The organism is Sphingomonas sp. PL20, assembly GCF_017875905.1.
Taxonomy (GTDB): Bacteria; Pseudomonadota; Alphaproteobacteria; order Sphingomonadales; family Sphingomonadaceae; genus Sphingomonas; species Sphingomonas echinoides.
Genome location: NZ_JAGINH010000002.1, coordinates 605145 through 617199 on the forward strand (window position 1 = coordinate 605145; position 12055 = coordinate 617199).

The following is a 12055-nucleotide window of genomic DNA, read 5'->3' on the forward strand; positions in this document are numbered from 1 at the left end:
GGGAGGGGAGGAATGTTTCGCGGCTCACAACGTCCCCTTGGTGCTGGGGATCACCCCCGCCTTGCGCGGGTCGAGTTCGACCGCTTCGCGCAACGCCCGCGCCACGCCCTTGAACGCGGCTTCGGCGATGTGGTGGTTGTTGGTGCCGTACAGCGTCTCGATGTGCAGCGTGATCCCAGCGGTCTGCGCGAAGGAATGGAAGAAATGCTCGAACATTTCGGTGTCCATCTCGCCCAGCTTCTTCTGCGAAAATGCGGTCTTCCACACCAGATAGGGCCGCCCCGAAATATCGATCGCGACGCGGGTGAGCGTTTCGTCCATCGGCGACAGCGCATCGGCATAGCGGCGGATGCCGCGCTTCTCGCCCAGCGCCTTCAGCACCGCTTCGCCAATCGCGAGGCCGGTATCCTCGACCGTGTGATGCTGGTCGATGTGCAGATCGCCCACCGTCTTGATATGCATGTCGATCAGCGAGTGGCGGCTGAGCTGTTCGAGCATATGATCGAAAAAGCCGATGCCGGTGGAGACGGTGTACGCCCCCGTGCCGTCGAGGTTGACGGTGACGTCGATCGACGTCTCGCTGGTGTGGCGGCTGATCGTGGCGGTACGCATGCTTTCCCCATAACGCGCTGGCGAACGCATGCAATCGTGCCTTCCCAATCTTGACGGCGACGCAAAGCCCGCTACCCAAGGGCGCATGAGCGATGGCCTTCCCGATAGTCTGATTCCGTATGACGAGATCGTCCAGGAGGCGCTGCGTGCCGTGGTCGGCCGCGTGCTCGGCTCAGTCGCGACCAATGGCGGCCTGCCGGGGGAGCACCACTTCTACATCACCTTCAAGACGCAGGCCCCGGGCGTCGATATCCCGCAGCGCCTGATCGAGCGTTTTCCCGACGAAATGACGATCGTGATGCAGAACCGCTATTGGGACCTGCTGGTCGACGACACCAAATTCTCGGTCGGGCTGAGCTTCAACCAGGTGCCCTCCAAGCTGGTCATTCCCTATTCGGCGATCACGGGCTTTCATGATCCCGCGGTCAATTTCGAATTGCGCTTCCAGGCAGCGGAAGGCCCCGAAGGCCCCGAGCCGCATGACGAAGCGGAGAATGACGGCCCGACGATCAAGCCGGTCGAGGATGGATCGAACGTCGTCGCGGTGGATTTCAAGCGGAAGAAGTAACACTCCCTCTCCCAGCGGGAGAGGGAAGGGGCCCGCGCCGCAGGCGTGGGAAGGGTGAGGGCGATCTCCTGTGGTCACCCTCACCCTTCCGCCGCGTTGCGGCTCCCTCCCTCTCCCGCTGGGAGAGGGATATAGGAGGCTGATGTGACCGATACCCGCACCGAAACCGATTCGCTCGGGGCCATCCAGGTCCCGGCCAGCGCGTATTGGGGCGCGCAGACGCAGCGATCGATCGAGAATTTCCCCTTCCCCGCGACTGAGCGGATGCCGATCGCGATCATCCACGCGCTCGCCATCGTCAAACAGGCGGCTGCGCGGGTGAACCGCCAGCATGGCCTGGCGGGCGAGATTGCCGATGCGATCGAGACGGCGGCGGCGGAAGTGGTGGCGGGCAAATTCGACGATCAGTTCCCGCTGGTCATCTGGCAGACCGGCAGCGGCACCCAGTCCAACATGAACGTCAATGAAGTGATTGCCGGGCGCGCCAATGAGCTGCTGACCGGCACGCGCGGCGGCAAGAGCCCGGTCCACCCCAACGATCATGTCAACAAAAGCCAGTCGTCGAACGACAGCTTCCCGACCGCGCTGCACATTGCGGCGGCGATCGCGGCGACGCAGCGCCTATTGCCCGCGCTCGACCGGCTCAACCGCGCGGTTAAGGCCAAATCCGAGGCGTGGCACGACATCGTCAAGATCGGCCGCACGCATTTGCAGGACGCGACGCCGCTGACGCTGGGGCAGGAATTCTCGGGCTATGCGGTGCAATTGTACCGCTGCTACCACCGCATCGAACCGGCGATCACCCACAATATGCTGTTGCTCGCGCAAGGCGGCACGGCGGTGGGCACCGGGCTCAATGCCCCGGCGGGCTTCGCCGAGGCGTTTGCGGCAGAGGTGGCGGCGATTACGGGCCTTGCCTTTGAAACCATGCCCAACAAGTTCGAGGCGCTCGCCTCGAACGATCCGATCGTGCATGTGTCGGGCACGCTCAACACGCTCGCTGTGGCGCTGACCAAGATCGCCAACGACATTCGCTTGCTGGGCTCGGGCCCGCGTTCGGGGCTGGGTGAACTGCATTTGCCGGAGAATGAGCCGGGCAGCTCGATCATGCCGGGCAAGGTCAACCCGACGCAGTGCGAGATGCTGACGATGGTGGCGGCACAAGTGATCGGCAATCATCAGGCGATCACGATCGGGGGGCTGCAAGGGCATCTCGAACTCAATGTGTTCAAGCCGATGCTGGGCGCGGCGCTGCTGCGCTCGATCGATCTGCTGAGCGTCGGCATGGCGAGCTTCGCCGAGCGTTGCGTCGAGGGCATCGAACCGAATCGCGCGCGGATCGCCGAACTGGTCGAGCGCTCGCTGATGCTGGTGACCGCGCTTGCGCCCGAAATCGGCTATGACAATGCCGCCAAGATCGCCAAGCACGCGCACCACGAAGGCCTGACGCTGAAGGAGGCCGGGCTCGCCCTGGGACTGGTCGACTCCGCGACATTCGATCGCCTCGTCCGCCCCGAAACGATGGTCTAAAGCGCCGCAGGCTTTCTCTCCTTCTTCTTCTTCGCGCCTTCGCGTCTTCGCGTGAAAAAAAGAAGAGGATTCACGCGAAGACGCGAAGGCGCGAAGAGGGCTCGCAGAGGGGGCGGGTGCCCGCCTTTTAGGGATGGATCGTTTCCGCTTCGCGGGATTTGGGGCAGGAACCATATCGCCGGTCGCGCGCTCAAGCGGCGAATGGGAGACGACAGATGAGTTTCACGACCCTGATTGGTGCGGCGATCGGCAGTGCGATTGATGGCGCGAGCGGTGATGACAGCAGCATCGATGGCGCGATCGAAGGCGCGATTGCCGCCAATGTCGTAAAGGCGGTGATTCCGCTGGCTTTGACCTTCGCGACCGGCTGGCTGGTGCTGCGCGGGATCGGCAAAGTGAAGGATCAGGTGTTCGGAACCAGCACCGCCGAGCGTTGATAAGGCGACTCCATGCCTTGACGGGACGGCCATGCCCGCGCCAAAGGCGCGCATGGTCGACCATCGCGCTTCTCAACCCAAGAACTTCAAACGCCGCGGGCTGATGTTCGTTTTGTCCTCTCCCTCGGGGGCGGGCAAGTCGACAATCGCCAACCGGCTGCTGAAGGAAGAGCGCAACAAGCTCAAAATGTCGGTGTCCTACACCACCCGAGCGCCGCGCAAGGGCGAGGTCGAGGGCAAGGACTATCACTTCGTCGACAAGGAAACCTTCCGCGCGATGGCGGAGGACGACCAGTTCCTCGAATGGGCGCGCGTGTTCGATGAACGCTACGGCACGCCGCGCGACACCGTGTTCAAGGATCTGGAGCACGGCCAGGACATTCTGTTCGATATCGATTGGCAGGGCGCGCAGCAGTTGTTCCAGCTTGCCGGCGGTGACGTCGTGCGCGTGTTCATCCTGCCGCCCGGCCTCAAAACGCTGCGCGAGCGCCTCGAAAAGCGCGCGACCGACACGCAGGAGGTGATCGACCGGCGGATGGACCGCGCGCTGGCCGAGGTGAGCCATTGGGACGGCTATGACTATGTGCTGGTCAATGACGATCTCGACGATTGCTATGACTGCGTGCAGACCATCCTGACCGCCGAGCGGCTCAAGCGCTCACGCCAGCGTGGCATGATCGGCTTCATCCGCCGCTTGCCCGAGAAATAGGAAGCGCACACCGGCGTCGAAATCGCGACGCCGCGCTGCGATTCCGGCAGCCGCAAGCGGATCGCGGCCCCAGCGTTCGGCCTGATAGTCCTCGTCGAGCGTGACCGCGTCCCAGATTTGTTCGGCGCTCGCCGCGCCTTCGGCCAGCGCCAAAGCCGCGATCAGCGAGCCGCCAATGGTCACGATCGGCGAGAGCGCCGCGAGCGCGAAGGCGTTGCGCGCCGCGATTGCGGCACCGAGCCGGGTGAGCGTGGCGACGGGTTGCGCGCGGTGGAGGATGCCGGTGGCGACCTCAATCTGCACGTCATAGCGCGCCCGTGCCCAATCGAGCAGCGGGTCCCACGCTGCCGCCTGACGCTCGACCAGATCCTCGGGCGCGTCCGCACGGTAACAAAGCAAGTCGCTCTCGGCATAAGTGGCGAGCCCGCGCGCGAACAGCGCCGGATCGGGTGAGACACGGTCGATCGCGGCATTGGCAAGGCCGGTCAGCGGCATGGCGAGCGGGTTGATCTCGCCTTCGACCGCGCGCCATTCCTCGGCCACCGCCTCCGCCAGGGCAGCGGTCGGCAGCGCGAGCGGCACGCGGCCGGGGGTGCGCACGGGCTTGCCGTCAAGCTGGACGGCGCGACTGTCATCGAGGGTAACGTGGGTCCAGAAGCGTTTCATGCTGGTCTCCATAGCGCGGCGGTGCGCCATGTCGAACAGGCGTAGGCTATTCCGCCGGCGGCGTGCGCCAGCGTTGCGCGAGCGCGCGCGGGACGATCGCGATCATCAGCAGGGCGGAGAGCACCAGCGCCGTGCCGATGACCTTTGGGATCGGCGCATCGGCGCGCGCGATCAGCACCAGACCGAGCAAGGCCCCGGCCGCCCCGGCGAGCCGCGTCGCGGTGATCGCAAGATAGCGATTGCGAATGGTCGCATCGGGATCGGTCACCGCGGTGTCTCCTGAAACGTGACTAGCTGGGGCAGCGCCGCCACCGTCGATGCGATGGCATGCGCGCCCGCAGCCGTCAGCTCGTCCACGGGGTGATAGCCCCAGGCGACGCCAAGCGCGCGTGCCCCCGCCGCGCGTGCCATCAGCATGTCATAGCTGGTATCGCCGATCATCACCGTTGTTGCGGGGGATGCGCCCGAATCGGCCATGGCTGTCTCAATCATGGACGGGTGCGGCTTGGAGGGGTGGCGGTCGGCGGTCTGGAGCGTGATGAAGCGGTCGGCAATGCCGTGATGCGCCAGGATATGGGCAAGCCCGCGATCGGATTTGCCGGTGGCGACGCCGAGGTGCCAGCCGTCGGCCCGCAACAGATCGAGCACGTCCACGATCCCGGCGTAAAGCGGCTCCTCGGCCATCGCTCCCGCTGTGCGCATCTTGAAGAAGGCGGCCTTATAGTCGGCGGCCAGACTCTGGTGCAGCGCATCCTCGCCCTCGGGCAGCAACTGCTGCATCGCCTCGACCAGGCTCAACCCGACGATTCGCCGAATCGCGGACCGGTCCGGCGGGGTGAGGTTCGCTCCTGCGAAAGCGTGCTCGACCGACCGACAGATATTGTCCTGACTGTCGACCAGCGTGCCGTCGCAATCGAAGAGCGCGAGACGGTTCATCGCATCATTGCTTCCGCGAGCGCCGGATTGCCACTTCGCCGCAGGCCTGCGAGGACACCGACATTGTCTTCGTTCGATTTGTGCTGGCTGAGCTTGGTCGTGCCACGCACCGTTTCCACCGCAACCTCAACGCCGATGATGCTGTTGAGCAATGTATCGAAATATTCCGGATCGGTTTTTCCACGCGTCCATGGCAGCTCGGGCGAAACACGCGGCTCGTTCAGCGCGGCGAGGGTATCGAGCTGTGCGGTCAGTTCCCTCTCATCAAGCAACCGCGCCGTCCCGACCATCTCGACCGCGACATAATTCCATGTCGGCACATGCTTTGGTCCCTGCGGGTCGGCGTACCAGCTCGGGCTGATATAGCCGTCGGTCGCGCTGATGCTGAGCAGCAGCGTCGCGCCGTCCAGGTGCCGCGCGATCCGATTGCCGCGCGCGACATGGAAGCGGAAGGCTCCGTCAAAGGGCGTGACCGGGGCATGCGCCACCATCGGCCCCTCGGGCGTGCTCGCGAAGATGTGCGCAAAGGCTCGCTTGGTCGCGAAATCGAGCATCGAGGCATCATCGGCAAAGCGGAAGGCGCGGTTCGGATGCATCGCCGACTAGTCCGACGCGCCCCGACGCCGCCGTTCGCCCTTGCGGTCCTTGCGGACGGTCTTGGCGTGCTGGCGCGCCTGCTGCTTCTTCACCGCGCGGCTTGGCGGGGGCGGCGATTCGAGCGGCATCGTGTTGCCCAGCATTTCGTCGAAACCGAGCTGCTTCAGGCTCTCGGCGAAGTGCGTCGGCAATTCGGCCTGCACGTCGATCGCGCCGCCATCGGGATGGTCGATGCGAATGCGCCGGGAATGCAGGTGCATTTTCCGCGAGATATTGCCGGTCAGGAACGCCGCTTGCCCGCCATATTTGCCGTCGCCGACGATCGGGTGGCCGATCGCCGCGAGATGCACGCGGAGCTGGTGGGTGCGCCCGGTATAGGGGATCAGCTCCAGCCACGCCGTGGTGGTGCCCGCCATCTCGATCACGCGGTAGCGCGTGCGCGCCGGGCTGCCTTCTTTCTCATCGACATGCATCTTCTCGCCGCCGGTGCCGGGCTGCTTGGCGATCGGCAGTTCGATCATCCCGTCCTCGATCGACGGCACGCCGACGACCAGCGCCCAATAGGTTTTCCGCGCGGTGCGTGAGGAGAAGGATTTGGAGAAATAGGCAGCGGCGCGCGCGGTGCGCGCGATCAGCAGGGCTCCGCTCGTGTCCTTGTCGAGCCGGTGGACCAGCTTGGGGCGGCCCTCCAGATCGTCCTGCAAGGCATCGAGCAAGCCGTCGACATGTTCGATCGTCTTGGTGCCGCCTTGCGTGGCGAGGCCGGGCGGCTTGTTGAGCACGATCGCCTGCGCATCGCGGTGAATGACCATTTCGCGTGCAAAGGTGATTTCATCGTCGCTGAGCGGCGGCCGCTCGCGCTTGACCGGGGCATCGACCCGGACTGGCTCGGCGGGGGGCACGCGGATCGACTGGCCCGCGACGACATGGTCGCCGGGCTTGGCGCGCGCGCCATCGATGCGCAATTGCCCGGTGCGCGCCCATTTCGCGACGGTGGTGTAGCTGGTGTCGGGCAAGTGCCGCTTGAACCAGCGATCGAGCCGGATGCCGTCGTCATCCACGCCGACATTGAACTGGCGGACATCGGAGGTTGCCTTGGTGGGGCCGTCGCTCATGCTGCCACCCGCACGCTGGTAAGGCCGACGAACACGGCAAGGATCGACCCGATCACCGACACCAGCACATAGCCGAGTGCCGTGCCGAGGCTACCGCGCTCGATCAGCGCGATCGTGTCGAGCGAGAAGGATGAGAAGGTGGTGAACCCGCCCAGCACGCCGACGCCGAGCAGCAAACGCCACGCCTCGCCATTGGCGTGGCGCGCGAGGAAGCCGGCAAGCACCCCCATCGCCAGCCCGCCGACGAGATTGACCGTCAGCGTGCCATAAGGAAAATTGGGGCCGAACCCGGCGAGCGTGGCGCGCCCGACGAGAAAGCGCGCGGCAGACCCGAGCGCGCCGCCCGCCATGACGAGGATAAGTTGGTACATGAGGGTGCGTTAGCGCGGATTGACACAAAAATGAACCTTTTCCCCAGCGAAGGCGCGCGAGGGATGGTTTTCACGCGGTCGGACGCCGTCTTGCGCCCGGAAAAACCCGCTTATTTGCCGTTATTGGCGATCAGATCGACATCGGTGCCGCCATCGCGGCGCGGGCTGAGGAACAGCACATAGGCACCGCCATCCCGGTCGCGCGTGCCGCCCAGCGTATGCTGGGTGCCGTCCGACTGATGCTCGGCGGTGAAGCCGGTGTTGGTGACGCGGGTGTAATACCAGTCGACCACGGTTTGCAGCCGCGCATTGGTCGAAAAGCTGACCGCGCGCAACGCGCACGCATTGGTGTTCGCGCCCGCTGCCTCGGTCACGCGCGCGGCGGGGTACAGCGGCACATCGGCCGGGAGGCGATCGGCCCAGCTCGCCGAATAGCGCATCGCACCCGCACAGGCGCTGGTGCGGCGGTCCTTTTGGCGCGAGGCGAGCGCCCCCAACGTCAGCGATTCGCGCGCGGCGGTGCAGCCGGGGCAATTCTTGCTCGGGGCGCGTGCGGCTTTGATGGTTTCGCTGGTGGAGGCACCGGCGGTGCCGGGCGTGCTGCCCGAAGATTGCGCGATGCCGGTTGGCGGTACCCCGCCCGAATACGGCTGCGTCGGCGGGCGGACGCTGTCGGCATTGGCATGTTGGGTGAGCGCGGGATCGACCATGATCTGGTCGTGCAGCGCGGCGGTCATCGCCGGATCGCTGACATTGGCGTTGCCCGAACCGGCCTCGACAAGTTCGTTATCCAGCGAATCGAGATTGCGATCGTCATCGCGCTTTGCGCATGCCAGCAGAGCGAGCGGCAAAGCCACGGCGCTCAAAATGCGAAGGCGGTTGCGGACCATTGACGGAAAGCTCCAATATCAGCCTCCGTTCTTGCACCGGGTTCGGTTAAAAAAGCGTTGGCCATAGCGACGGCGCGCCATCGCCGGTTGCGCGCCGCGATGGCGGGCGGCATGGTTGGCGCATGGGCTTTGTCGTCAACCTCTTCTCGATTCTGGTGGGCCTGGTGGCGTTGCCGGTGGCGCTGGTTGGCCTGGTGCCGTTTTTCGGGATCGCCAATTATTTGGCGCTGCCGATCGCCGTGGTCGGCGCGGCCATCGGCATTTTGTCGGGGCATAAGACCGGTCGTAATTTCAATATCTTCGTCATGGTCGTCGCGGTGGTTCGGCTGATCCTGGGCGGCGGCCTGCTGTAACGGCAAACGGCCCGACGCTTGCGCGCCGGGCCATTCGTTTCGCCATCAGATTGGCGTTTAGCGGCAGATGACCTTGCCGCGATCGATCGACTGACCGAGCAGCGCGCCCGCACCGCCGCCGAGCAGCGTGCCGAGCGTGCGCGAACCGCCGCCCGCCAGCGTATTGCCGAGCAAGCCGCCGGTCAGGCCGCCGATGATGAGGCCCGTCGTGCCGTCACTGCGGCGGCAATAATAGCGGTTGTCGCTGCCGCGATAGATGCGGTCGTTACGGCCGAGACGGCGCGGCTGGTAATAGCGCCCATCGCGATAATAACGGTCGGCATAATAGGTACGCTGGCCCGGCTCGTAGCGATTATAATCGTAGCTACGATACTGCTGCCAATTGGCCCGACGGTCGTCGCGGCGGTGGTCGCCGCGGTCGCGGCCGTCATCGCGATGGTCCCGGCCGTCGTCGCGGTGGTCGCGACCGTCATTACGCGGGTCGCCGCGCGGATCGGGTCGATCGCCGCGCTGGTCCTGGCGATCGCCGCGATAATCCTGCGCGGTGGCGGGAAGCGCGGACAGGGCGGTCGCGGCCATGGCGGCAGCGAGAAAAAACGTGCGCATAAAAATGCTCCTTGCGGTAATCCGTGTTGGATCAAGGACAGAACACACCGGCGCGCACGAGGTTGCGTGAACGCAAAACTACAGTGCGTTCACGCCCCCGCAAGGACACAGCGTCGTCGAATTTCTTGTGTAATTACGCGTTGAGCGAGTGGGTTAGCGTGATTTCGGCATTGAGAACTTTCGACACCGGGCAATTCGCCTTGGCACCGGCCGCAATCGTTTCGAACTGCTCGGGCGAAATGTCGGCGATGGTGGCCTTCAGGTCGAGCGCGGATTTGGTGATCGAGAATCCATCGCCATCCTTGTCCAGCGTCACCTTCGCGGTCGTCTCCAGCTTGCCAGCGGTGAAGCCCGCGCCGGCCAGCGCGAAGCTGAGCGCCATGGTGAAGCAGCTTGCGTGCGCGGCGGCGATCAATTCCTCGGGGTTGGTGCCGATGCCGTCCTCGAAACGGCTGCCGAAGCCATATTGCGTGTCCGACAGGACACCTGACTGCGTGGAGACATGGCCTTTGCCATCCTTGCCAAAACCGTCATAGCTGGCCGATCCGCTGCGTGTCGTCATGCTCATTCTCCGAAAAAAAGGCACGGACCGTTGCTGGTCCGCGCCCTATATAGCCTCACCGTGTGACGGTGCTTAGTTGCAGCGACGATCTGCCGTGCTGGCACGGTCAATCGCGCGTCCGCCAAAGGCACCGGCGACACCGCCGAGCACGGTGCCCAATGTCTTGTCGCCATGGCCCGCGACCGAATTGCCCAGCAACGCACCGCCGACGCCGCCGACGATCAGGCCGGTCGTGCCATCCGAATGGCGGCAATAGCGACGCCCGTCGCGACCCTGATATTCGCGCGGCTGATAATGGTGGCGGCGCGCCTCGGCCTGTGTGGTCGGGACGACCATGGTGGCGGGGATGGCGACGGCGGCAGCGCTGAGCGCGAGGATGAAGGTACGCATATGATTTCTCCCTTGAAGGTGCGACTTGCTTTGAATCAGTCTCGCTTACGTAACGACCTCGCTTGTCGTTAAGTTTCATGAACCTGAAATAACCGTGCGTTCAGGAAAGGGCAGGGCGAAGGCCGCTTGCTTTACGCGCGCGATATTATCCCCGTTATCCACAGTATTCACAGGGTCGCTCGGTGATTTCAGGGCTTGGCGCGACTCGCGGGCCATGACAGCATCTGGAGTGTAAGCAGCGGATGAAGACGCGGGAAACCGAAGAAACATCAGCTACTTATGCTGCAAATGGCGGTATGGTGCCTCACGGAAACCTGCGGTCGTTGGCGGCGGAGGGACGGGAAGAAATCGCGACCTTAGCTTTGCGCAAGCACGGCGTTTCGTCGGCGGTGACAAGACGGCCTTCCAAATATGTCCTGGCCGGGTCGTTCCGCGACGAAAGGACAGGATGTAGGTGACAGGCGGCCTGCGCACCCCTTCTTTCACGGGGGGCGGGTGCGAGGGCCGAGTGATCGCCGAAACGCTTCGGCCGATGTCCTTCGGGCGCGGTCGGGGCGAGCCGCCAGGGCTGAACGGCGCGGGTGCTTCCCTTCGGGGCAGTGTCCAGTGCGTTTGGATGAGGCGACAGGGGGTCGGCAGCAATGCCGGCCCCTTTTGCGATGAGCGGTTAGCGAGGTTCCGCCGCCAGCAGGACCTTGGCCCGCGCGCAATCCTGTTCCATCTGCGCGGTGAGCGCGTCGAGCGAGTCGAATTTTGCCTCGGGACGCAGATACTCGATCAACGCGACCTCGATCGTCTGGCCATAGAGATTTTCCGAAAAATCGAAAAAGAACGGCTCCAGCAATTCCTTGGGCGGGTCGAAGCTCGGGCGGATGCCGAGATTGGCCGCGCCATCGAGCACGCGGCCGTCGGGCAAGTGCCCGCGCACCGCGTAAATGCCATAGGCCGGGCGCAAATAGCTGCCCATGTCGAGATTGGCGGTCGGATAGCCGATCGTGCGGCCGAGCTTGTCGCCATGCTGCACCGTGCCCGCCACCGCGAACGGGCGCGTCAACAACCGCGCCGCGCCGCGCGGGTCGCCCGCCTCGAGCAGCGCGCGGATCCGGCTTGACGAAACCGGCTCGCCGTCGCGCAGCACCGGGCCGACGGTGTCGACCGAAAAGCCGTTCTTGCGACCGAGATCGGCCAGTACCGCGACCGTGCCGCTCTTGGCCTTGCCAAAGGTGAAGTCCTCGCCGGTTACGACGCCGCCAATGCCGATCTTGTCGAGCAACCGATCGCCGACGAACTCGACCGCACTCAGCGCGGCCAGGGCCGTATCGAACTGGAAGACGATCATCGCATCGGCCCCCGCTTCGGCGAACAGCCGCTCACGCTGGTCGAGCGTGGTCAGGCGGAAGGGGGCGGTGTCGGGGCGGAAATGGCGTACGGGATGCGGATCGAAGGTGGCAACCAGTGCCGGGCGGCCCTCGGCGCGTGCGCGTTCGACTGCGCGACCCACCACCGCCTGGTGGCCAAGGTGAAATCCATCGAAATTGCCAAGCGCGACGATCCCGCCGCGCAAGGTCGCGGGAACCACCGAGCCGCCGTCGAGCCGCTGCATGCGCGCGCTATACGGCGCGGTTTGCGGCGGCGCTAGAGCAGGATGACGTTGCATGGACCCGTTCGTTTCGAGCGAAGTCGAGAAACCGCAAAACACCCTGTGCCCTGTTC

General features: G+C 64.9%; 17 protein-coding genes. 5 read left to right on the forward strand and 12 right to left on the reverse strand.

Translation table 11 applies throughout. From position 1 onward, the window contains the following. Positions 1 to 24 precede the first annotated feature (24 nt). On the reverse strand, positions 25 to 612 hold the full coding sequence (gene hisB / locus H4W01_RS03020; RefSeq protein WP_010407347.1) for an imidazoleglycerol-phosphate dehydratase HisB: 588 nt from the start codon (positions 610 to 612) through the stop codon (positions 25 to 27). An 85-nt stretch (positions 613 to 697) separates the two neighbouring features. Here hisB and H4W01_RS03025 point away from each other — a divergent pair, with 85 nt between their 5' ends. From H4W01_RS03025 to gmk, 4 genes are all read left to right on the forward strand, one after another. Then, a complete protein-coding gene (locus H4W01_RS03025) occupies positions 698 to 1180 on the forward strand; it encodes an SspB family protein (RefSeq protein WP_209613222.1) in 483 nt (160 codons plus the stop codon). A 144-nt stretch (positions 1181 to 1324) separates the two neighbouring features. After that, a complete protein-coding gene (gene fumC, locus H4W01_RS03030; protein WP_209609852.1) occupies positions 1325 to 2710 on the forward strand; it encodes a class II fumarate hydratase in 1386 nt (461 codons plus the stop codon). A 215-nt stretch (positions 2711 to 2925) separates the two neighbouring features. Continuing rightward, positions 2926 to 3147 (forward strand): hypothetical protein, encoded by a 222-nt coding sequence (locus H4W01_RS03035; RefSeq protein WP_010407351.1) that lies wholly within the window; start codon positions 2926 to 2928, stop codon positions 3145 to 3147. A gap of 52 nt (positions 3148 to 3199) precedes the next feature. Further along, entirely contained in the window at positions 3200 to 3856 is a 657-nt protein-coding gene (gene gmk / locus H4W01_RS03040) for a guanylate kinase (protein WP_209613223.1), read from the forward strand. On the opposite strand, the gene H4W01_RS03045 is transcribed toward gmk, so the two are convergent. The 7 genes from H4W01_RS03045 to H4W01_RS03075 form a co-directional block, all read right to left on the reverse strand. Continuing rightward, a complete protein-coding gene (locus tag H4W01_RS03045) occupies positions 3806 to 4522 on the reverse strand; it encodes an ATP12 family protein (protein ID WP_209609853.1) in 717 nt (238 codons plus the stop codon). The genes gmk and H4W01_RS03045 overlap by 51 nt on opposite strands. Before the next feature lie 46 nt (positions 4523 to 4568). Continuing rightward, entirely contained in the window at positions 4569 to 4790 is a 222-nt protein-coding gene (locus H4W01_RS03050; protein ID WP_010407354.1) for a hypothetical protein, read from the reverse strand. Continuing rightward, entirely contained in the window at positions 4787 to 5458 is a 672-nt protein-coding gene (locus tag H4W01_RS03055; protein ID WP_010407355.1) for an HAD-IA family hydrolase, read from the reverse strand. The genes H4W01_RS03050 and H4W01_RS03055 overlap by 4 nt, the downstream gene beginning before the upstream one ends. Next, positions 5455 to 6054, reverse strand: coding sequence for an FMN-binding negative transcriptional regulator (locus H4W01_RS03060; RefSeq protein WP_209609854.1), 600 nt, complete (start codon positions 6052 to 6054; stop codon positions 5455 to 5457). The genes H4W01_RS03055 and H4W01_RS03060 overlap by 4 nt, the downstream gene beginning before the upstream one ends. A 6-nt stretch (positions 6055 to 6060) precedes the next feature. Then, positions 6061 to 7170, reverse strand: a complete 1110-nt coding sequence (locus H4W01_RS03065; protein WP_209609855.1) for an RluA family pseudouridine synthase — start codon at positions 7168 to 7170, stop codon at positions 6061 to 6063. Next, entirely contained in the window at positions 7167 to 7541 is a 375-nt protein-coding gene (gene crcB / locus H4W01_RS03070) for a fluoride efflux transporter CrcB (RefSeq protein ID WP_010407358.1), read from the reverse strand. The genes H4W01_RS03065 and crcB overlap by 4 nt, the downstream gene beginning before the upstream one ends. A gap of 110 nt (positions 7542 to 7651) precedes the next feature. Continuing rightward, positions 7652 to 8431, reverse strand: a complete 780-nt coding sequence (locus tag H4W01_RS03075) for a hypothetical protein (RefSeq protein ID WP_209609856.1) — start codon at positions 8429 to 8431, stop codon at positions 7652 to 7654. Positions 8432 to 8553: 122 nt separating this feature from the next. Here H4W01_RS03075 and H4W01_RS03080 point away from each other — a divergent pair, with 122 nt between their 5' ends. Further along, a complete protein-coding gene (locus tag H4W01_RS03080) occupies positions 8554 to 8784 on the forward strand; it encodes a hypothetical protein (RefSeq protein ID WP_010407361.1) in 231 nt (76 codons plus the stop codon). Between the two features lie 57 nt (positions 8785 to 8841). Here the strand turns inward: H4W01_RS03080 and H4W01_RS03085 are convergent, their stop codons facing one another. From H4W01_RS03085 to H4W01_RS03100, 4 genes are all read right to left on the reverse strand, one after another. After that, positions 8842 to 9390, reverse strand: a complete 549-nt coding sequence (locus H4W01_RS03085) for a glycine zipper 2TM domain-containing protein (RefSeq protein ID WP_209609857.1) — start codon at positions 9388 to 9390, stop codon at positions 8842 to 8844. A gap of 133 nt (positions 9391 to 9523) precedes the next feature. Beyond that, positions 9524 to 9952 carry an OsmC family protein gene (locus tag H4W01_RS03090; protein ID WP_010407365.1) on the reverse strand — a complete coding sequence of 143 codons (429 nt, stop codon included), beginning with the start codon at positions 9950 to 9952 and terminating at the stop codon, positions 9524 to 9526. A 72-nt stretch (positions 9953 to 10024) separates the two neighbouring features. Then, positions 10025 to 10342 (reverse strand): glycine zipper 2TM domain-containing protein, encoded by a 318-nt coding sequence (locus tag H4W01_RS03095; protein WP_033963191.1) that lies wholly within the window; start codon positions 10340 to 10342, stop codon positions 10025 to 10027. 667 nt (positions 10343 to 11009) lie between these two features. Further along, positions 11010 to 11945: a bifunctional riboflavin kinase/FAD synthetase gene (locus tag H4W01_RS03100; protein ID WP_209613224.1), complete on the reverse strand. Its 936-nt coding sequence runs from the start codon at positions 11943 to 11945 to the stop codon at positions 11010 to 11012. Between the last annotated feature and the right edge of the window lie 110 nt (positions 11946 to 12055).

Coding starts and splice junctions, on each gene's coding strand:
- hisB (WP_010407347.1), bottom strand. CDS start 612: ATGCGTACCGCCACGATCAGCCGCCACACCAGCGAGACGTCGATCGAC.
- H4W01_RS03025 (WP_209613222.1), top strand. CDS start 698: ATGAGCGATGGCCTTCCCGATAGTCTGATTCCGTATGACGAGATCGTC.
- H4W01_RS03035 (WP_010407351.1), top strand. CDS start 2,926: ATGAGTTTCACGACCCTGATTGGTGCGGCGATCGGCAGTGCGATTGAT.
- gmk (WP_209613223.1), top strand. CDS start 3,200: ATGGTCGACCATCGCGCTTCTCAACCCAAGAACTTCAAACGCCGCGGG.
- H4W01_RS03045 (WP_209609853.1), bottom strand. CDS start 4,522: ATGAAACGCTTCTGGACCCACGTTACCCTCGATGACAGTCGCGCCGTC.
- H4W01_RS03055 (WP_010407355.1), bottom strand. CDS start 5,458: ATGAACCGTCTCGCGCTCTTCGATTGCGACGGCACGCTGGTCGACAGT.
- H4W01_RS03060 (WP_209609854.1), bottom strand. CDS start 6,054: ATGCATCCGAACCGCGCCTTCCGCTTTGCCGATGATGCCTCGATGCTC.
- H4W01_RS03065 (WP_209609855.1), bottom strand. CDS start 7,170: ATGAGCGACGGCCCCACCAAGGCAACCTCCGATGTCCGCCAGTTCAAT.
- crcB (WP_010407358.1), bottom strand. CDS start 7,541: ATGTACCAACTTATCCTCGTCATGGCGGGCGGCGCGCTCGGGTCTGCC.
- H4W01_RS03075 (WP_209609856.1), bottom strand. CDS start 8,431: ATGGTCCGCAACCGCCTTCGCATTTTGAGCGCCGTGGCTTTGCCGCTC.
- H4W01_RS03080 (WP_010407361.1), top strand. CDS start 8,554: ATGGGCTTTGTCGTCAACCTCTTCTCGATTCTGGTGGGCCTGGTGGCG.
- H4W01_RS03085 (WP_209609857.1), bottom strand. CDS start 9,390: ATGCGCACGTTTTTTCTCGCTGCCGCCATGGCCGCGACCGCCCTGTCC.
- H4W01_RS03090 (WP_010407365.1), bottom strand. CDS start 9,952: ATGACGACACGCAGCGGATCGGCCAGCTATGACGGTTTTGGCAAGGAT.
- H4W01_RS03095 (WP_033963191.1), bottom strand. CDS start 10,342: ATGCGTACCTTCATCCTCGCGCTCAGCGCTGCCGCCGTCGCCATCCCC.
- H4W01_RS03100 (WP_209613224.1), bottom strand. CDS start 11,945: ATGCAGCGGCTCGACGGCGGCTCGGTGGTTCCCGCGACCTTGCGCGGC.